This window comes from Cellulomonas sp. FA1 (assembly GCF_000986825.1).
GTDB classification, from domain to species: Bacteria; Actinomycetota; Actinomycetes; order Actinomycetales; family Cellulomonadaceae; genus Cellulomonas; species Cellulomonas iranensis.
Genome location: NZ_LBMY01000001.1, coordinates 134142 through 153561, shown reverse-complemented (window position 1 = coordinate 153561; position 19420 = coordinate 134142). Strand labels below are relative to the sequence as shown.

15 protein-coding genes and 2 pseudogenes are annotated in these 19420 nt (G+C 76.7%); 4 read left to right on the top strand and 13 right to left on the bottom strand.

The genetic code is table 11. From position 1 onward, the window contains the following. Positions 1 to 112: 112 nt before the first annotated feature. Together GY42_RS20160 and ligA are read right to left on the bottom strand one after the other, a co-directional pair. On the bottom strand, positions 113 to 1303 hold the full coding sequence (locus GY42_RS20160; protein WP_442856790.1) for a GNAT family N-acetyltransferase: 1191 nt from the start codon (positions 1301 to 1303) through the stop codon (positions 113 to 115). Positions 1304 to 1474: 171 nt separating this feature from the next. After that, positions 1475 to 3947 (bottom strand): annotated as a pseudogene (gene ligA, locus GY42_RS00610) (NAD-dependent DNA ligase LigA); the annotation flags it as partial. 109 nt (positions 3948 to 4056) lie between these two features. Between ligA and GY42_RS00605 the strand changes: the two are divergent. Genes GY42_RS00605 through GY42_RS00590 form a run of 4 tightly spaced genes read left to right on the top strand, consistent with a single transcriptional unit; the run spans position 4057 to position 7064 of the window. Beyond that, positions 4057 to 4728, top strand: coding sequence for a hypothetical protein (locus GY42_RS00605; RefSeq protein ID WP_046527836.1), 672 nt, complete (start codon positions 4057 to 4059; stop codon positions 4726 to 4728). Next, positions 4725 to 5360 carry a hypothetical protein gene (locus GY42_RS00600; RefSeq protein WP_046527835.1) on the top strand — a complete coding sequence of 212 codons (636 nt, stop codon included), beginning with the start codon at positions 4725 to 4727 and terminating at the stop codon, positions 5358 to 5360. The genes GY42_RS00605 and GY42_RS00600 overlap by 4 nt, the downstream gene beginning before the upstream one ends. Continuing rightward, positions 5357 to 6007 (top strand): hypothetical protein, encoded by a 651-nt coding sequence (locus GY42_RS00595; RefSeq protein ID WP_046527834.1) that lies wholly within the window; start codon positions 5357 to 5359, stop codon positions 6005 to 6007. Before GY42_RS00600 ends, GY42_RS00595 begins: the two co-directional genes overlap by 4 nt. 52 nt (positions 6008 to 6059) lie before the next feature. Then, a complete protein-coding gene (locus GY42_RS00590) occupies positions 6060 to 7064 on the top strand; it encodes a LacI family DNA-binding transcriptional regulator (RefSeq protein WP_046527833.1) in 1005 nt (334 codons plus the stop codon). 6 nt (positions 7065 to 7070) lie between these two features. Here the strand turns inward: GY42_RS00590 and GY42_RS00585 are convergent, their stop codons facing one another. From GY42_RS00585 to GY42_RS00535, 11 genes and pseudogenes are all read right to left on the bottom strand, one after another. Beyond that, positions 7071 to 7958 (bottom strand): ribokinase, encoded by an 888-nt coding sequence (locus tag GY42_RS00585; RefSeq protein ID WP_046527832.1) that lies wholly within the window; start codon positions 7956 to 7958, stop codon positions 7071 to 7073. Further along, entirely contained in the window at positions 7955 to 9247 is a 1293-nt protein-coding gene (locus tag GY42_RS00580) for an ABC transporter permease (RefSeq protein WP_046527831.1), read from the bottom strand. Before GY42_RS00580 ends, GY42_RS00585 begins: the two co-directional genes overlap by 4 nt. 5 nt (positions 9248 to 9252) lie before the next feature. Then, positions 9253 to 10467: an ABC transporter permease gene (locus GY42_RS00575; protein ID WP_082131294.1), complete on the bottom strand. Its 1215-nt coding sequence runs from the start codon at positions 10465 to 10467 to the stop codon at positions 9253 to 9255. After that, positions 10464 to 11981, bottom strand: coding sequence for an ABC transporter ATP-binding protein (locus GY42_RS00570; protein ID WP_046527830.1), 1518 nt, complete (start codon positions 11979 to 11981; stop codon positions 10464 to 10466). The genes GY42_RS00575 and GY42_RS00570 overlap by 4 nt, the downstream gene beginning before the upstream one ends. Before the next feature lie 52 nt (positions 11982 to 12033). Next, entirely contained in the window at positions 12034 to 13116 is a 1083-nt protein-coding gene (locus GY42_RS00565) for a BMP family lipoprotein (protein WP_046527829.1), read from the bottom strand. A 97-nt stretch (positions 13117 to 13213) separates the two neighbouring features. Further along, positions 13214 to 14145: pseudogene (locus GY42_RS00560) on the bottom strand (nucleoside hydrolase). Between the two features lie 105 nt (positions 14146 to 14250). After that, positions 14251 to 15576, bottom strand: coding sequence for a hypothetical protein (locus tag GY42_RS00555; protein ID WP_152667190.1), 1326 nt, complete (start codon positions 15574 to 15576; stop codon positions 14251 to 14253). 8 nt (positions 15577 to 15584) lie between these two features. After that, positions 15585 to 16046, bottom strand: coding sequence for a hypothetical protein (locus tag GY42_RS00550; protein WP_152667189.1), 462 nt, complete (start codon positions 16044 to 16046; stop codon positions 15585 to 15587). A 5-nt stretch (positions 16047 to 16051) separates the two neighbouring features. Beyond that, complete coding sequence (locus tag GY42_RS00545) at positions 16052 to 17071, bottom strand: hypothetical protein (RefSeq protein ID WP_046527826.1); 1020 nt, start codon at positions 17069 to 17071, stop codon at positions 16052 to 16054. Further along, entirely contained in the window at positions 17068 to 18189 is a 1122-nt protein-coding gene (mnmA, locus tag GY42_RS00540) for a tRNA 2-thiouridine(34) synthase MnmA (RefSeq protein WP_046527825.1), read from the bottom strand. Before mnmA ends, GY42_RS00545 begins: the two co-directional genes overlap by 4 nt. Next, positions 18189 to 19397 (bottom strand): cysteine desulfurase family protein, encoded by a 1209-nt coding sequence (locus GY42_RS00535; protein WP_082131293.1) that lies wholly within the window; start codon positions 19395 to 19397, stop codon positions 18189 to 18191. The genes mnmA and GY42_RS00535 overlap by 1 nt, the downstream gene beginning before the upstream one ends. Positions 19398 to 19420: the final 23 nt, after the last annotated feature.

Sequence of the window (19420 nt, the reverse complement as noted above, 5' to 3'; positions counted from 1 at the left end):
CCCAGTATCGGCTCCCGCGCCCCGATCGGCCCGCCCGGGAGGGCGGCCGCGGTGCACCCCGCACGCCGCCACGGCGCGGGGAGCGCGGGACCGCCGTGGCGCTCCCGTCGGGTCAGCGCGAGCCGGTCGACGGCCCCGCGGCGAGCTCGCGGTACGCGTACCCGTGCGCGAGCCGGAACCCCAGCGCCTCGTACAGGCGCAGCGCCCCGGCGTTGTGCGACTCGACCTGCAGGAAGGCACGCCGGGCGCCGCGCTCCGCGGCCGCGGCGAGCGCGGCCGCCGTCAGCGAGCGACCCCAGCCGCTCCGGCGTGCCGCGGGCGCGACCTGCAGGCACGACAGGCCGACCCACTCCCCCACGAGCGCCGCCCGGATCACCGCGACGTCGTCGCCCGCCTCGTCGGTCGCGGTGAGGTAGAGGGCGGGCGCGGCGCCGACGATCGCACGCGAGACGTCGCGCGCGCCGCCCTTGCCCCGCAGCCACCCGTCGAGCCACGCGTCGTCGGGCGCGTCCGCCACGCGCACGCGCCCGGGCGCGACGTCACCGGTGGCGGCCGCGCCCGCCGCACGCCCGCGCGCGAGCGGGTCGAGGTCGCGCACGAGCACGTCGGTGAGCGACGCGACGGCGTAGCCGCGACGGTCCAGCTCGGCGACGAGGCCCGACGGGTTGCCGGGGTCGCCGACGCGGAACGTCGACGGTGCACCGTCGGCGTCGTAGAGCGCCTCGACGCGGTCGACCGCGCCCGGCAGGTCGGCGACGGCGCACGGCGCGACCGTCGAGCTCGCCCGCCGGGTCACGCCCCGCGACAGGCCGACGCGCCACCCGTCGACGTCGACCGTGCGCAGCGGGGGCCACGTCGCGACCTCGACGTCGACGCCGGGCGCCGACGGCGCGTGCCACGTGCGCACGCGCATCGTGACCTCGTCGGTCCAGTCCCGCTCGGGCCGTGCCACGAACCCGAGGCGGGCGTAGAGGCGCTGCGCGGCGGTCATGGGGTCGAGCGTGGACAGCACGACGTCGCGCGCGCCGCCCGCGACCGCGGTGCGCAACGCACCGCGGACGAGGTGCTCGGCGACGCCCGCGCCGCGCCGCGCCGGGTCCACCGCGAGCATCCGCAGCTCGACTTCGTCGACCCGGGCGACCTCGGCGTAGCGCGTGCCCGGGGCCGCGAGCGTGACCGTGCCCAGCAGGTCGTCCGTGGTGGCGTCGACCGCGACGAGCAGGGTCGCCTGCGCCGCGCGGGTCCGTGCGTCCCGCAGCTCGTCGGCGTACCAGTGGCTCGCGTCGACGAGCCGGTCGGCCACGTACGCGCGCGCCGTGAGGGCGCCGACGGCCGCGAGCTCGTCGTCGCGCGCCGCACGCACGACGACGTGTCCCGCGGCGCTCACGACGCGTCGTCGGGCGCGGCCGCCTCGTCGTCCGGCGCGGCCGTCCCGGCCGCCCCGCGTCGCTGCCGCCGTCGGCCGCGGGCGGCGGCCCGACCGCGTCGGGGCCGCCGGCCAGCAGCGTCTCGAACCCCGCCTCGTCGAGAATCCGCAGGCCGAGCTCGCGCGCCTTCGTCTCCTTCGAGCCCGCGTTCTCGCCGACGACCACGAAGTCGGTCTTCTTCGAGACCGAGCCCGACGCCTTGCCGCCGCGCGCGAGGATCGCCTCCTTGGCGCCGTCGCGGCTGAACCGCTCGAGGCTGCCCGTGACGACGACCGTGACGCCCTCGAGCGTCCGGGGTGTCGAGGCGTCGGCGACGTCCTCCATGACGACGCCGGCCGCGGCCCACCGGTCGACGACCTCGCGGTGCCACGGCTCGCCGAACCAGTCGAGCAGCGACTGCGCGATCGTCGGCCCGACGCCCTCCACGCCCGAGAGCCGCGCGACCGCGACCGCGCGGTGCGCGGCGTGCGGGTCCGGCGCGGGTTCCTCGGCGACGTCGGCGGCGGGTCCGTCGTCGGCCCCGGCCAGGTCGAGGGCGTCCTGCTGCCCCGCTCCGGCCCCGTCGCCCGTGCCCGCCGCGGCGGGTGCGTCGGGCTCGTCGGGCCACCACGTCGCGTCGACGACCTCGCGCAGCGCGCGCATCGACCCGAACTCCTGCGCGAGCGCGCGCGCGGCCGTGGGCCCGACGTTGCGGATGCTCAGCGCCACGAGCACGCGCCACAGCTCCTTGGACTTGGCCAGCTCGAGCTGGTCGAGCAGCGTGCGGGCGGCCTCGGACGGCTCCCACTCGCGCAGCACGCGCCCCTCGGCGTCGGCGGCGGCGCGCTGCGCCTTGGTGTGCTTGAGCGTGCGGCGGAAGGGCGTGCGGCGCCGGACGGTGCCGTCCTCGTCCTCCTTGGGCAGCCCCGTCTCGGCGTCGCGCACGACGACCTCGACCTGCGCGAGCGCAGCGAGGCTCGCGTCACGCACGCGCGCGACGTCGTCGGGCGTCGGGTCGTCGCCGTAGCGCACGAGGTCGAACAGGTAGGCCTCGGTCGGCACGGGCGGCGTGCTCGGCACCTCGGGCTGCGTGAGCGCGGCGGCGGTGACCTCGCCGAGCACCTCGATGTCGAACGCGCCGCGCGAGCCGATGTGCTCGAGCCGGCCGCGCACCTGCGCGGGGCAGCCCTGCGCGTTCGGGCAGCGCAGGTCGACGTCGCCCTCGCGCATGGGCCGCAGGGGGGTGCCGCACTCGGGGCAGTCGGCGGGCATGTGCCACGCGGGCGGCCGCTCGCCCTCGTCGGCCTGCGGCGCACGCCCCACGATCTCGGGGATGACGTCGCCGGCCTTGCGCAGCACGACCGTCTCGCCCGGCCGCACGTCCTTGAGCCGGACGACGTCCTGGTTGTGCAGCGTCGCCTGGCGCACGGTGCTGCCCGCGACCGTCACGGGCTCCATGACGCCGAACGGCGTCGCGCGCCCCGTGCGGCCGATGCCCACCTCGATCGCCAGCAGACGCGTGAACACCTCCTCGGGCGGGTACTTGTACGCGATCGCCCAGCGCGGCGCACGGCTCGTCGCACCCAGCCTGCGCTGCAGCGCGATGTCGTCGACCTTGACCACGACGCCGTCGATCTCGTGCTCGACGTCGTGGCGGTGCTCGCCGTAGTACGCGATGCGGTCCCACACGTCGTCGAGCCCGTCGAGCACGCGCGTGTGCGACGACGTCGGCACGCCCCACCCGGCCAGCAGCTCGTACACCTGCGACTGCCGCTCGATGCCCTGCCCACGACCCTCGCCCCACGTCAGCGCGCCGGTGCCGTGCGCGTACATGCGCAGCGGGCGGGACGCCGTGACGCGCGGGTCCTTCTGCCGCAGCGACCCGGCGGCGGCGTTGCGCGGGTTCGCGAACGGCGGGCGGCCGGCCGCGACCTGCGCCTCGTTGAGCGTGCGGAACGCCTCGACCGGCAGGAACACCTCGCCGCGGATCTCGATGAGCTCGGGGTGCGTCGCGGGGTCGCCGCCGAGGACCTCGGGGATCGTCGTGATGGTGCGGACGTTGAGCGTGACGTCCTCGCCCGTGCGGCCGTCGCCGCGCGTGGCCGCCCGCACGAGCCGCCCGCGCTCGTACAGCAGCGCGATCGCGAGCCCGTCGATCTTCAGCTCCGTGAGGTACGCGAGCGGCGCGTCCGACTCCAGGTCGCGGTGCACGCGCTGCGACCACGCGAGCAGGTCGTCACGCGAGAACGCGTTGTCGAGCGACAGCATGCGCTGCACGTGGTCGACCGCCGTGAACTCGGTCGAGAACGTGCCGCCGACGCGCTGCGTCGGCGAGTCCGGCGTGCGCAGCCCCGGGTGCTCCGCCTCGAGCGCCTCGAGCGCCCGCAGCCGCTCGTCGTACGCGGCGTCCGACGACGACGGCGCGTCGCGCACGTAGTACGCGAACTGGTCGGCCCGGATCTGCTCGGCCAGCTCGGTCCAGCGGTGCCGGGCCTCGGCGGGCACGTCGCGCTCGGCGGTCTGCGGGGTCGGGTCGCTCACGGGTCCATCATGGCGCGCGGCACCCACACGCCGCCCGCCGCGCCCGGCTCCCCGCCCGCCCGTCGGCCGGCACGTCCCGCACCCCCGCGACGGCCCTACACTCGGCCGCGTGCCCGGTCCCGCCGCCCCGCCCGACCTGCGCGCCCGCGCACGGGCGAGCGGCAGCCGCGTCGCGCGTCGCGTGCTCGACCAGCCGCTGCGGCGTCTCGGCGTCGTGGGCGCCGTCGTGCTGCTGGCCGCCACCGCGGCCTTCGGCGGGCTCGAGGAGCAGACCGACGACGGCCTCGAGGTCCTGGCGACCGGCGTGCCCGTCGACGTCGCGCCGTTCGAGCTCACCGTCGAGCGCGTCGTGTGGACCACCGACCTGCCCGGGCAGGACCTGAGCGAGCCCGGCAACCGCTGGCTCGGCGTCGTGGCGACCGTGCGCAACACGTCCGACGCGGGCGTCCTGGGCCCGGTCCTGCGCGAGGCGCTCACGCTCGACGACGTGCCGGGCCTCGTCGGGGCCCCGGGCGACCTGGGCGTGCCCGCGTCCGCGGTCGCGGTGCTCGTCGACGGCTCGGAGCTGAGCCCCGTGCAGCCCGGCCTCGCGTACGAGGTCGCCTTCCTCTTCGAGCAGGACGGCGGGACCCCGCCGCCGACGTCCGTCGCCGTCCAGCTGCAGCGCCACGTCTGGGGCACCGGCTCGCTCGACCCGACGGCCGGCTGGCGCGACGCCGCGACCGTGCTGCGCGGCGACCTGCCGGCGCGCGGGGCCGTGGCCGACGAGGACGCCGCGTGAGCGCCGCGGACGGCGCGCGCCGGGCCCGTCCCCGCGTGCGCCCGCCGGCGGGCCGCACGCTCGGCGCGGGCGCCGCCGTCCTGGCCGCGCTCGTGGTCGGTCACGTCGTCACGTCGGCGTTCCCGGTGGACGAGCGCGTCGCCGCACCCTTCGTGCGCGAGGGCGACGTCGGCGACACGCTCGACCTCCGCTACGCGCGGCTCACCGTCGAGGAGCCGACGGGGTCGACCGTCCTGGCGCCCGAGGTCGGGTCGCTCCTCGCGACGCCGGGCGTCTGGCTGGTCGTCCCCGTGACGGTCGAGGCGAAGGGACAGCCCCGCGCGCTCGCGTTCGCCGAGCTGCTCGGCGGCGACGGCCGCACGTACACGGTGTTCACCGGGGGCCGCTCCGCGTTCCTGCCCGGCGCGGCGCAGCCCGGCGTGCCGCGGTACGCGACGCTGCACGTCGAGCTCCCGCCCGAGGCCGTGCCGGGCGCGCGCCTGCGCGTCGGCCTCGACGTCGAGGACCAGCGCCACGACGACGTCGCCGAGGTCGACCTGGGCCTCACGCAGGACGACGCGGACGCGTGGTCGACCGACGACACCCCCGTGCGCGCCCCCGCCGCGTCCGACGCACCGCCGGAGCAGCCGTGACCACCACCGTCCCGTCCCCCGCCGCGCGTCCGCGCTCGTGGTGGCGGCGCAACCGCTGGGCCCTGGTCGCCCTGCCGCTCGCGCTGGCGCTCATGGCCGCCGCGTCCGGCGACCGCGTGCGCTCCCTGTGGTGGGAGCAGGGCCTGCACGATCCCACGACGGCCGCCCCCGGCGCGGCCGTCGCGTTCCACCAGGACGTGCGCGACGGGCTCGGCGGCACGCGCCCGCTCGACGTCGAGGTCAGGCTCGACGCCGTCGTCGACGCGACGACGCCGCCGCGCGACCTCGTGGTGCCCGCGGGCGCCCGCGCGGTGCAGGTCGAGATGTCGTTGAGCGCCGACCCCGACGTCGTGCTGCGCGGCTGCTCGCTCGCCGTGCGGGACGCCGACGGCACGCGGTACGACTACGTGGCGAACGGGTGGGGGGCCACGCAGCCGGCCTCCCCCTGCGTGCCGGCCGACGCACCCGGCCCGGCACCCTCGCTCGGCGACCTCGACGACGTGCTCACGCCGGACTCGACCCCGCAGCGCCCGGCCACGTGGACCGTCTCCCCGGTCGTGGTCCTGCCCGCGGACGTCCAGGTCAGCGACGTGGTCCTGTGGTGGCAGCTGCCCCAGCACGTCGTCCTGCCGACCGCGCGCGGGTGACGCGGGCGGACGCCCCCTGCGTGACAGGATGGCGCCGACGAGGGAGCGGACCATGACGGACGAGGTGCGGCTGCGCGACGTGGCCGAGGCGGCGGGCGTGTCGATCGCGACCGCGTCGCGCGCGCTGACCGGCCGCAACCGCGTCTCCGCGTCGACGACGGCGCACGTCACCGCCGTCGCGCGGCGCCTGGGCTACCAGGTGAACAGCGTCGGGCGCGCGCTGCGGGAGGGCTCGACGCGCACCGTGGGCATGACGGTCCCCGTCATCGGCAACCCGTACTTCGCGCAGCTCGTCGACGCGGTCGAGGGCGCGCTCGTCGAGCCCGGGCTCGAGCTGCTGATCGCGGACTCGCACGGCGACGTGGACCACGAGGCACGCCGGCTGCGGACGCTCGTCGGACGCCAGATCGACGGCCTCGTGGTGGTGCCGGCCGACGTCGAGCGCTCCGCCCCCGCGCTGCGCGCGGCACGCCGGCACGCGCCCGTGGTGCAGCTCGACCGCCGCGTCGAGGGCCTGACCACCGACTTCGTCGGGGTCGACAACGCGCTCGGCATGCGCGTCGTCGTCGACCACCTCGTGGACCGTGGCGCCCGCAGCGTCGTCCTCGTCGGCGCCGACGACGTGACGTCGGCCGGTGTCGAGCGCCGCGAGGGCTTCGAAGCGGCCGTCGCCCGCACGGGCCTCGAGGTGCACGCACCCCTGCTCGACGACTTCAGCCTCGAGGCCGGGCAGCGCGCCGCCGAGGAGCTGGTCGCACGCGGCCCGCTGCCCGATGCGGTCGTCGCCGCCGACGACCTGCTCGCCGTCGGCGTGGTCACGACGCTGCGGCGCCTCGGCGTCGACGTGCCGGGGCGCGTGCTCGTCACGGGGTTCGACGGCACCGTGATCGCGGGCATCACCGAACCGGCGCTCACGACGGTCGTGCAGCCGTTCGCCGCGCTGGCGCAGGAGGTCACCCGCACCCTGCTGGCGCGGATCGCGGACGGCTCGGCGCCGACCCGGCAGAGCCGGATCAGCCCCGAGCTGCTCGTCCGCGCGTCGACCACGCGCCCCTGAGGGGGCTCAGCGGCGCGGGTACGACTCGACGGTCCCGTGCCGGGTCACCGCCTGCGACGCCGCGGCGACCGCGCTCTGCACCGCACCGCCCAGGTCGACGCCCACGGCGAGCCGGGACGCGAGCACCCCGACGAACGCGTCGCCCGCCCCGGTCGCGTCGACGGCGTCGACGACGGGTGCGGCGACGTAGGCCGACGACGTGCACGTCGCCGCCACCGCGCCGCGCGCGCCGAGCGTCACGACGACCGCCTCCGCGAGCCGGCCCGCGGCGGCCGCGCACGCGAGCCGCCAGTCCTCGGGATCGGCGCCGTCGAGGCCGAGCGTGCGCGCCTCGTGCTCGTTGACGACCAGCGGGTCCGCCGTGCGCAGGGTCCGCGGTGCGACGTCGCGCGGCGGCGCCAGGTTGAGGACGAACCGCGCGCCCCGCTCCCGGCACACCTCGGCGAGGCGGTCGAGCACCTCGACGGGCACCTCGCCCTGCGACAGCACGGTCGTGCCGGGCCCGAGCCGGTCCGCGAGCGCGTCGACCGCCGCCGCGTCGAGCGCGTCGTTGGCGCCCGAGCTGACGGCGATCATGTTCTCGCCCCGGGCGTCGACGAGGATCTGGGCGATCCCGGTCGGCACGCCGGGCACGGCCGCCACGTCCGTCACGTCGACGCCCCACCCGGCGAGCTCGGTCCGCACGGCGGCGCCGCCCGCGTCGTCGCCCGTGCGCGCGACGAGCTCGACCCGGGCGCCGTCGAGCGCCGCGGCGACGGCCTGGTTGGCGCCCTTGCCGCCGAGCCCCTGACGGTAGGACGACGCCAGGACCGTCTCCCCCGGCGCCGGGAACCGTTCGACCCCCGAGACGGCGTCGACGTTGACCGACCCGACGACCAGCAGCGTGCGCTTCATGACGCCCCCTCGTACGCGGTCCCGCTCGCGGCGGGCGCCCTGACCTTCCCGACCACCCCGGCGACCGCGAGCACGGTCACCAGGTACGGCAGCATGAGCATGAGCTCGCTGGGCAGCGGCGACCCCACGATCCCCAGCACGTTCTGCAGGTTGCTGACGAACCCGAACAGCAGGGCCGCGGCCGCGGCGCGCAGCGGGTGCCAGCCGCCCAGGATGACGGCCGCGAGCGCGATGAACCCGGCGCCGGCCGTCATGTCCTTGCCGAACCCTCCCACGGACCCGAGGGTGAAGTAGGCGCCACCGAGACCGGCGACCGCCCCGGCCAGCGCGACGACGCGCACCCGGGTGGCGCGCACGTCGATGCCGACGGTGTCCGCCGCCTCGGGGTGCTCGCCCACGGCGCGGATGCGCAGACCCTGCCGCGTGCGGAACAGCACGACCCACACGACCGCGACGACGACGTACATCGCGTACACGACCACGGTCTGGCGGAACAGCACGGGGCCGACGACGGGGAGGTCGCCCAGCACGGGCAGCGCGATCTGCGGGAGCCGCGCGGGCGCGTTGAGGCGGGCCGCGTCGGGTGCCAGGGCCGTGGAGTAGAAGAACCCGGTGAGGCCCGTGACCAGCACGTTGAGGACGATCCCGACGATGACCTGGTCGACCAGGTACCGGACGGAGAAGACCGCCAGCACGGTGGCCACGAGCGCGCCCGCGACGACCGCGGCGACGAGTCCCACGAGCGGCTGCCCGGTCACGGTCGCGACGACGGCGGACACGCACGCACCCGCCAGCAGCTGACCCTCGATCGCGACGTTGACGACGCCGACGCGCTCGGACAGCACGCCTCCCATGGCGCCGAACACGAGCGGGATGGACAGCGCGAGCGCACCGCCGAGCAGCCCGACGACCGGGACGGTCGCGCCGGCGGCGGCCCACGTGAGCAGGGCCAGCACGAACGCGGTCCCGAACGCGGGCGCCAGGGCCCGGGCCGGCGGGCGTCCGGCACGGACCCGCAGGGCCGCCGCGGCGCACAGCGCCGCCATGACGAGCGTGAGCGCGACGGTCGCGGCCTGCGCGGGCACGGTCGCCGTCGGCAGCGCGAGCACGTCGGTCGGTTCGGACAGCCGGAACGACGTCGTGCCGGTGCGCGACCCGAGCGCCGCGGCGAGCGCGGCGGTGAGCGTGAGGACGGCCATCGTGACCGGCGTGCGCCACGACGCCGCGGCCGTCCCGGCGCGTCCGTCGCGCCGGGGCGCGAGGGACCGCAGGAGCTGGGTGGGGGTCATGGGTCTCACTCCTGGCCCCGCGCCGGGGCGGGGATCCGGAACAGGGCGCGCACGAGCGGGGGCGCCGCGATGAACAGGACGATGAGCGACTGCAGCACGAGGACGAGGTCGACGGGGATGGCCTGCATGGACTGCATCGCGAACCCGCCGGCCTTGAACGCGCCGAACAGCAGGCCGGCGAGCAGCACGCCGAGGGGTCGCGACCGGCCCAGCAGGGCCACCGTGATGGCCTCGAAGCCGATGCCCGCCTCGATGCTCACGCCGAACCCGGTGGTGACGGTGCCGAGCACCTGCCCGGCGCCGGCCAGGCCGGCGAGCGCACCCGCCAGGACCATGACGACGAGGTACACGCGCTCGACGTCGATGCCCGCGACGCGTGCCGCTCGGGGGTTGAGGCCCACGGCGCGGAACCGGAACCCGAGCGCGGAGCGGTCGAGCAGCCACCACACGCCCGCGACCGCGAGCAGCGCGAGCACGAACCCGGCGTGCGTGGTGTGCGCGTCCCCGAACAGCGGCGGCAGCACCGCGGTGGCGTCCGCGGGGCGCGAGCGCGGGTTGGCCGACCCCTCGACCTGCAGCACCGGCGTGCGCAGCAGCAGCGAGACCAGGTAGAACGCGACGTAGTTGAGCATGATCGTGACGATCACCTCGTGCGCGCCGGTGCGGGCCTTGAGCAGCCCGGCGATCCCGCCCCACAGGGCCCCGCCGGCCAGGCCCGCGGCGAGCGCGACGGCGACGTGCACGCCCACCGGCAGGTGCAGCGAGGACGACGCCCACCCGGCGCACGCCGCGGCGACGAGGATCTGCCCGCGCGCACCGATGTTGAACATGCCGACGCGGAACGCGAGCGCGACCCCGAGGCCGGCGGTGATGAGGGGCGTGGCGAACATCAGGCTGTCGGTCAGGGGGCGGATGCTCGCGGCGAACGTGTCGCGCGGCGCCCACACGGCACCCTGGAAGAGCGCGAGGTACGCGCCGCCCACGGCCTGCCCGACCGCCGCGAGCAGGTCGCCGGGCCGCCGCAGGAAGTACGGTGCGGCGGCCGCGACGCGGTCGTCGGTCAGGCACACGAGCAGCGCGCCGAGCACGAACGCCATGAGCACCGCGAGCAACGAGGTGGTCACGCGTCCCTGCGTCACGGCGCGCAGCACGGCGCCCGCACGGTCCGGCGGTGGCTCCTGGTGCGCCTGCTCGCGCACGGGGGTCTGCACGTCGCTCATGCCGCGTCCGTCTCCTCGATCGGGGTGCCGGCCATCATCAGACCGAGCACCTCCCGGCTCGTCCCGGCCGGGACGACGCCCACGACGCGCCCGCGGTACATCACCGCGATGCGGTCGGCGAGACCGAGCACCTCGTCGATCTCGGTGGACACCACGACCACCGCGGTACCCGCGTCGCGGGTCTCGACGATGCGCCGGTGGATGACCTCGATGGAGCCGACGTCGACGCCGCGGGTCGGCTGCGCCGCCACGAGCAGGCGCAGGGGCCGGGCCAGCTCGCGCGCGATGACGACCTTCTGCTGGTTGCCGCCCGAGAGCCGCCGCACCTGCGTGCGGATCGACGAGGTCCGCACGTCGAACTCGTCGACGCGCTGGCGGGCGAACTCGGCCAGGTGCGCACGGCGGACCTCGCCGCGCCGCACGAACGGCGGCCCGAACGAGCGGTCGAGGACGAGGTTCTCGGCGATCGAGAACTCGCCGACCAGCCCGTCGTGCGTGCGGTCCTCGGGGACGTGCCCGACGCCGGCCGCGAGCACGGCGCGGACCCCGGCGCGCGTGAGGTCGTCGTCCCCGAGGCGCACGGTCCCCGCGGACGGTGCCCGCAGACCGGTGATCGCCTCGACGAGCTCGGTCTGCCCGTTGCCCTGGACGCCGGCGATCCCCAGCACCTCTCCCCCGCGGACCTGCAGCGTCACGTCGTCGACGAGGGCGCGCCCGCTCGCGTCGCGGACCGTGAGCCCGTCGACGCGCAGCCCGTCGCCGCGCGGACGTGCGGGCGGGCGGTCGACGGTGAGCGTGACGTCGCGCCCGACCATGAGCCGCGCGAGCTCGCGCGTGGTGGTGCCGGGCTCGGCGGCGCCGGCGACGCGGCCGTGCCGGATCACCGTGATGCGGTCGGCGACCTCGCGCACCTCCCGCAGCTTGTGGGTGATGAAGACGAGCGCGGTGCCGGCGTCGGCGAGGCGCCGCATCGTCGCCATGAGCTCGTCGGTCTCCTGCGGGGTCAGGACGGCGGTGGGCTCGTCGAGCACCAGGACCCGGGCGTCGCGGGCCAGCGCCTTGACGATCTCGACGCGCTGCTGCACGCCGACGGGCAGGTCGCCGACGAGCGCGTCGGGGTCGAGGTCGAAGCCGAACCGCTCCGAGATCTCCCGCACGCGCCGCCGCGCGGTGCGCATGTCGAGCCAGCCGGGCCCGCGCACGTCCTCGTCGCCGAGGACGACGTTCTCGGCGACCGTGAGGACCGGCACGAGCATGAAGTGCTGGTGCACCATGCCGATGCCGGCGCGCATCGCGTCGCCCGGTCCGTCGAAGTGCTGCGGCGCCCCGTCGAGCAGGATCTGGCCGGCGTCGGCGCGCAGCAGGCCGTACAGCACGTTCATGAGGGTCGACTTGCCGGCGCCGTTCTCGCCGAGCAGGCAGTGGATCTGCCCCGGCTCGACCACGAGGTCGATCGCGTCGTTGGCGACCAGGGTCCCGAAGCGCTTGGTGATGCCGCGCAGCTCGAGCTTCATCGTGTCTCCTTCCGGGCCGCGGGGTGCGGCGTCGCACCCCGCGACCTCGGGGTCAGCGCGGGGAGTTGACCGACTCGACGACGATCTCGCCGTCGGCGACCTGCTGGCGCAGGGCGGCGACCTCGTCGGCGAGGCCGTCCGGCAGGGTGTCCGCGAGGTCGTGGTACGGCGCCAGGTCGACACCCGCGTTCGCGAGGTCGCCGACGTACGGCGTGGCGTCGAAGCGGCCCTGCGACCCCTCGTCGACCACGCTGACGATCGCGTCGCCCATCTGCTTCATGACCGAGCTGAGGATCAGGTCGCCGTACTGCGGCGCGATCTCGTACGTGTCGTTGTCGACGCCGATGAGCACGCCCCGGCCCGCGTCGCGCAGCGCCTCGGCGGTGCCCTGGTAGAGCGACCCGGCGACCGGCATGACCACGTCGGCGCCCTGGTCGAGCAGGTTGCGGGTGACGGACTTGCCCGCGGCGATGTCGTCGAACGTGCCGGAGAAGGTGCCGGTCTGGCTGGCCTTGTCCCAGCCCAGCAGGCGCACGTCGGTGCCGTGCACCTCGTTGTAGTGCGCGACGCCGTCGGCGAAGCCGTCGAGGAAGAGCATGACGGGCGGGAACGGCTGCCCGCCGTAGACCCCGACGACGCCGGTGCGCGAGTACCCGGCCGCGAGGTACCCCGCGAGGAACGCCGCCTGCGCGGTGTCGTAGACGACCGGCTTGACGTTCGGCAGGTCGATCGAGGAGTCGTCGACGATCGCGAAGCTGCGGTCGGGGTACCGCTCGGCGGCCGTCCGGGCGGCGTCGGCGGTGGAGAACCCGACCGTGACGGTCAGGTCGCAGCCCTGCTGGTAGGCCTGCTCGAGGTTGGGCGCGTAGTCGGTCTCGCTGTTCGACTCGAGCGTGAGGGTCCGGACGCCGAGCTCCTGCTCGGCGGTGCGCATGCCGTCACGGACGGCCTGGTTGAAGCCCTTGTCGTCGAGGCCCCCGAAGTCGGAGACCATGCACGCGGTGTAGTCGCGCCCGGACGTGCCGGCGGTGGCGGCGTCGGGCTCGGGTGCCGGTGGCGTGGCGCACGCGGCGAGCGCGAGGGCGACGAGCGCGGCGAGGGCGAGCGGCCGACGGGCGGTGGGTCGTGCGGTCATGTCGAAGCTCCTTCGATTCGCATGAGGCGGGACGTGCGGGGTCGATGGGACGCGCAAGAATGCGCAATCGTTTACGCGTTGTCGCTGGTGAACGCCCTCAGCGGAGGGCGCGCAGCGCGGACTCGACGAGGCCCCAGAACCGCTCGACGTCGAGGTCGAGGGCCACCGTCGCGTTGTGCTCCAGGCGCAGGATGTCGATGAGGTCGACGCAGGTCGCACCCGCGGTGCGCTCGCCGCGCAGCTCGACGTCCACCCGCGTCCGGACGGTCGTCGCCACGGCCGGGTCGGCCACGAGCGCCACCGCGACCGGGTCGTGCAGCGGGCCCTCGGGCATCTTCTCGGCCTCGAGGTACGTCGAGCAGAAGTAGTCGAGGAGCTCGACGCCGAACGCCGAGGTCGCGTTGCCGATCGCGGCGATGCGCTCGCGCACCTGCGCGCTGATGAGCGCCTGGTGCGTGATGTTGAGCCCGACCATCGTGAACGGCACGCCCGACGCGAGCACGACGTCCACCGCCTCGGGGTCGGCCCACGCGTTGAACTCCGCGTACGGCGTCGCGTTCCCCCTGGTCGTGGAGCCGCCCATCCACACGATCTCGCGGATCCGGTCGCGCGCCTCGGGGTGGTCGCGCAGCAGCGTCGCGACGTTGGTGAGCGGGCCGGTCGGGATGATCGTCACGGGCTCGTCGCTCGCCTCGAGCGTGTCGAGCACGAGCTGCACCGCCGGGCGCGGGTCGAGCGCGACCGTGGGCTCGGGCAGCTCCGGCCCCCGAGGGCGTTCTCGCCGTGGATCCACGACGCGGGCGTCAGGGTCCGGGCCAGCGGGCGGTCGGCGCCGGCCGCGACGGGCACGCCCTCGATCCCGGCGACCGTGCACGCGACGAGCGCGTTGCGCGTCGTGTGCTCGAGGTACCCGTTGCCGGACACCGTGGTGATCGCGCGCAGGTCGAGCGCGGGGTTGCCCGCGGCCAGCCAGATGGCGAAGACGTCGTCGTGCCCCGGGTCGCAGTCGAGGATCACGGGGATGGGCATGGTGTCACTCCTTCGTCACACCGACCGGTCGGTTCGGTGTGGAAACGATTACGCACATCTGGACGCACGTCAAGGCCCTCCCACCCGTCGGGCGTCGGTCGCCCGTCAGCGCGCGTCGGCTGCCTGCGGCTCGACGGGGGCCTCGTCGTCACCCCGGGGCGCGCCCTGCCCCCGCACCACGCGGTCCACGCCGGCCGCGAGCAGCGCGATCGTCAGCGTCAGCCCGATCGCGGTCGCGAGCCCCTCGAGCATCGGCACGAACGCCAGCCACGTGCGGACGTCCTGCGGGCCGAGCACGGCCCGCCCCAGCAGCAGCACGCCCTCCTCGACACGGGTCGCGACGAGGAACGCGAGCGCGAACACCAGCATCGGCCCGAGACCCGCGACGGCCATGCGCCGCAGCCCGTCCGCGAGCGCCGTGAACCGTCCCCGCACGTCGCCGACGACGGGCGCCGCCGCCTCGGTCGACCACCGGCGCACGGGGGCCGGCACGCGCTGCCAGGCCGCGGGCGCCGTGCGCCGCGGGCGCGGCGGGTCGGCCAGGCGGTGCCCGTAGACCACCGCGCCGACCGTCAGCCACGCGAGCGGGATGACGACGAGGTCGTCGAGGTTCCCCAGCACGCCCGCGACCGTGTCGACGACCGCGTCGACCGGACCTGCCAGCGGGCCCAGCGCGTCGAGCGCCGTCAACCACCACTCGAGCACGATCGACACCGCGCGCCGCGTCTCGACCCACGCCCAGACCCGGCCGGTGAGCTCGGTCGCGAAGGCCGCGGCCACGAGCAGCCAGAACGCCTCGACGTACGCGCCGACGAACGCGAGCGCGCGCCGGTGGCTGCGGCCCTCCCAGCGGCCGAGCGCCCACCGCAGCACGACCGCCACGCCCACCACCAGCACGACCCACCAGCCGCTCGCGAGGTCGACGAACGAGCCGTCGGCCCGGTCGCCCGTGAGCGAGAACCCGTTCTCCCGGAACGCCCGGTACGCGGCCGTGTTGAAGAACCGGGCGCGGTCCTCGGCGAGGAACCCGTACGACGCGTACAGCGCGAGGAACGGCACGAGCACCGAGCCCAGGACGTCGACGAGCCCGCGCTCGTGGCCCGAGGTCGGGTCGTCGGGCGCGCGCGTGCGCCCGATCGCGGCGAGCGCGGGCAGGTCGCGCCGCAGCACGTGCAGCATCGCGACGATGCCGGCGACCATGCACAGCGGCGCGAGCACGAGCACGGCCCACCCGAGGGTGTTGCTGACGCCCGCGGCGTTCACGGCGGCCCAGCCGGCCGCGTGGCGGCCCGCGACCGCGAGGAGCGCGAGCACGAGCAGCACGGGCCACCAGCGCACCCACAGCCGCACGCCGTGCGCGACGACGGCGCCCAGGTCGCGGAACCACGCGCGCAGCCGCGCTCCGGTCGTGGTGGGGGGCACGTCGGTCACGGCGGACATCATGGCGCGTCGCCGCGGCGGGCGGCAGCACCGCCCGCGGCGGCGCGTGCCTGCCGGGGCGGCAGCACCGCGACGGCCGTCCCGGCCGCACCGCCGAGCAGCAGCACGAGCCCACCGACCACCACGGCCGTGGGCGCCGCCGCGACGACGGACCGCTCGCGCGCACCGTCGACGTCCCACGTGCAGACCGAGCGCGCGGGCACGACGCCGAACCCGACGCGCGCGTCGGCCTCGCCGGCCTCGTACGCCGCGAGGCACGTGCCCGGTGCGGCGTCCTGCGCCGCCTGCACGGTCCGCACGCCGATGCTCACCCACGTGACCAGGAGCGTCACGACGCCGACGAGCCCGAGTGCGGTCGTGACGAGGAGCGCGAGCGCGCGGCGCCGCGAGCGCGGGGCGCGCCGCGTGGGCGGTGCGGGGCAGTCGAGCGGCGCGGGCCCGGGCGGCGGGGTGGGGGGCACGGTGGTCATCCTTCCGCCCGTTCGGCGACGAGGCTCGCGGCACGCACGAGACCGGCGAGCGCGCCGCGCGCGTCGTCGGGGGTCGCCCGCTCGGGCGGTGCGCCCGCGAGCAGCACGACGTCGCGCAGCGCGGCGGCGGGCAGCCCGACGGCCCGCCAGGGGCGTGTCAGCGCGTCGGCCTGCCCGACGACGTCGGGGCCCGCGCACTGTGACGACGCCTGCGGCGGAAGCTCGGGCCAGAACGCGCGGCCGTCCTCGACGACCTGCGCGACCTCCTCCCAGCCGCGCTCGCCGATGCCGGCCACCGCGAGCGCCGCGCCGTCGGCGGACGACGCCCGCACGGCCGCGAGCGGGGACCACGCGGTGCCGCCGTGCACGACCAGCGCGGTCGCCCCCGCGGCGCGCACCGCGTCGGCCACGGCGCCGAGCCCCTCGGCCACGACGGGTCCCGGCACGCGGCGCAGCGGCGCCCGCCCGGAGAACCCGGGCACGGCCCCGGCGAGCACGGGAGCCAGCAGCGGCTCGCGCAGCAGCACGCGGACGTCGGCGCCGGGGACGACCCGTCGCACGTCGGCGACGCGCTCGGCGAGCCCCGCGGCGACCGAGCCGACCGCGTCGCGGACCGCGCCGGGGTCGGACAGCATGCGGTCGCCGCGCGCGAGGTAGACGTCGGCCGCGAGCGTGAACGGCCCCAGCGCGGGCAGCACGAGCGGGCCCGCGTAGCCGTGCGCCGCGACCGCGAGCGCGTCGAGGTCCTCGCGCGCGTGGGCCCGCGCGCGCTCGAGGTCGCGCCCCGGTCGGTCGGCGAGCTTCCAGCCGTGCGGGCCGAGCTCGGCCGGCAGGTCGGCGAGCACGGCGACCGCGGCCCCCGTCGCGTCGCCCCACGGCCCGCGCGCGGGCAGCAGCACCGTGAACGGCGTGCCGACGACCTCGCTCGGCGTGTCGACGAGGTCGCCGACGACCGTGCTCGCGGCCTCGAGCGCGTCGGTCCCGGGCCAGGGGCCGACGCCGCTGACGCCCGTCACGCCGTGCGTCCCGGCGCGGGCACCACGTCGGCAGGTGCGCGCGTCGCGGCGACCGTGGCCTGCCCCAGCACGCGCGTGCCGTCGTACAGCACGAGCGACTGGCCCGCCGCGACGCCCCGCAGCCCGGCGCCCGTGACGTCGACCGTGACGCCGTCCGCGTCGGCGGCGAGCACGCGCGCGGGCACGTCGGCGCCGTGCGCGCGGACCTGCGCCGTGAGCGTCGTCCCCGGCGCGGGCACGTCGGCGAACCACACCGCGGACGCACCGACCACGTGCGCGACGTCGAGCGACTCGGCGGGGCCGACGACCACGCGCCGCTGCACGGGCTCGACGGCCAGCACGTAGCGCGGGCGCCCGTCGGCCGCGGGGCGCCCGAGCGCGAGCCCGCGCCGCTGACCCACCGTGTAGGCGTAGGCGCCGTCGTGGCGGCCGACGACCTCGCCGCCCTCGTCCACGACGTCGCCCGGCTGCTCGCCGAGCGCACGGCGCAGGAAGCCCTGGGTGTCGCCGTCGGCGACGAAGCAGATGTCGTACGAGTCGGGCTTCGCCGCGACCGACAGCCCGCGCGCGACGGCCTCGGCCCGGACCTCGGCCTTCGACGTCACGTCGCCGAGCGGGAAGACCGCGCGCGCGAGCCGCTCGGGGCCCATGACGGCCAGCACGTACGACTGGTCCTTCGCGGCGTCGGACGCCCGGTGCAGCTCGCGCGTGCCGTCGGCACGGTCGACGACGCGTGCGTAGTGCCCGGTGCACACCGCGTCGAACCCGAGCGCGAGCGCCTTGTCGAGCAGAGCGGCGAACTTCACGTGCTCGTTGCAGCGCACGCACGGGTTGGGCGTGCGGCCCGCGGCGTACTCGGCGAGGAAGTCCGCGACGACCGTCTGCTCGAACCGCTCCGACATGTCCCACACGTAGTACGGGATGCCGAGCACGTCCGCCGCGCGGCGCGCGTCCGACGCGTCCTCGATCGAGCAGCAGCCCCGGGACCCGGTGCGCTCCTGCGCGGGCGTGCGCGACAGCGCCATGTGCACGCCCACGACGTCGTGCCCCGCGTCGACCGCGCGCGCGGCGGCGACGGCCGAGTCGACGCCGCCCGACATGGCGGCGAGCACGCGCATCAGGCACCCACCAGCGTCGACGTGAGCCCGGCGGCGCGGGCGCGCTCGACCGCCGCGGGCAGGGCCGCGACGACCGCGTCGACGTCGGCCTGGGTCGACGTGCCGCCGAACGAGAACCGCAGCGCGCCCCGCGCGTCGTCCTCCCCCACCCCCATCGCGAGCAGCACGTGCGAGGGGCGCGGCACGCCGGCCTGGCACGCCGACCCGGTCGACGCCTCGACGCCCGCAGCGTCCAGCAGGTAGAGCAGGGAGTCGCCCTCGCAGCCCGCGAACGTCAGGTGCGCGTTGGCCGGCAGCCGACGCGCCGGGTCGGACGGCCCGCGCAGCGTGGCGCCCGGGACCTCGGCGAGCACGCGCCGGACGAGGTCGTCGCGCAGGGCCGCGACGCGCGCGGCGTGCTCGGCGCGCTCGGCGACCGCCTCCTCGACGGCCGTCGCGAACGACGCGAGCAGCGGCGCGTCGAGCGTGCCCGAGCGCACGTCGCGCTCCTGCCCGCCGCCGTGCAGCACGGGCGTGACCGCGAGACCGCGCCGCAGCAGCAGCGCACCCGTCGAGCCCGGTCCCCCGACCTTGTGGCCGCTCACCGTGAGCGCGTCGACGCCCGACGCCGCGAGGTCGACCGGCACCTGGCCGACGGCCTGCACGGCGTCCGCGTGCACGGGGACGCCGTGCCGGCGCGCGAGCGCGACGACCTCGTCGAGCGGCTGCAGCGTGCCGACCTCGTTGTTGGCCCACATCACCGAGACCAGCGCGACCGCGTCGCCGTGCTCGTCGAGCTCGGCCCGCAGCGCGTCGACCTCGACGACGCCCTCGGCGTCGACGGGCAGCAGCACGAGCTCGGCGCCCGAGTGCTCGGCCAGCCAGAACGCGGGGTCGAGCACCGCGTGGTGCTCGACCGCCGACACCACGACGCGGCGGCGGCGCACGTCCTGCGCGTGCCGCGCCCAGAACAGCCCCTTGACCGCCAGGTTGTCGGCCTCGGTGCCGCCCGCGGTCCACACGACCTCGCTCGGCCGGGCGCCGAGCGAGGCGGCCACCCGCTCGCGCGCCTCCTCGACCGTGCGGCGCGCCGTGCGCCCCGCGGTGTGCAGCGACGAGGGGTTGCCCGTGCGCGCCAGCGCGTCGGTGAGCGCGGCGAGCGCCCGGGGGCGCATCGGCGTGGTGGCCGCGTGGTCGAGGTAGACCGCGGGCGGACGGGACGGGCTCACGTCGACAGTCTACGAACGTGCCC

Bases quoted from the DNA above. Each gene is read 5' to 3' on its own strand.
- GY42_RS00570 (WP_046527830.1), bottom strand. From the start codon at position 11,981: ATGAAGCTCGAGCTGCGCGGCATCACCAAGCGCTTCGGGACCCTGGTC.
- GY42_RS00585 (WP_046527832.1), bottom strand. From the start codon at position 7,958: ATGAAGCGCACGCTGCTGGTCGTCGGGTCGGTCAACGTCGACGCCGTC.
- GY42_RS00565 (WP_046527829.1), bottom strand. From the start codon at position 13,116: ATGACCGCACGACCCACCGCCCGTCGGCCGCTCGCCCTCGCCGCGCTC.
- GY42_RS00575 (WP_082131294.1), bottom strand. From the start codon at position 10,467: ATGAGCGACGTGCAGACCCCCGTGCGCGAGCAGGCGCACCAGGAGCCA.
- GY42_RS00590 (WP_046527833.1), top strand. From the start codon at position 6,060: ATGACGGACGAGGTGCGGCTGCGCGACGTGGCCGAGGCGGCGGGCGTG.
- mnmA (WP_046527825.1), bottom strand. From the start codon at position 18,189: ATGCGCGTGCTCGCCGCCATGTCGGGCGGCGTCGACTCGGCCGTCGCC.
- GY42_RS00580 (WP_046527831.1), bottom strand. From the start codon at position 9,247: ATGACCCCCACCCAGCTCCTGCGGTCCCTCGCGCCCCGGCGCGACGGA.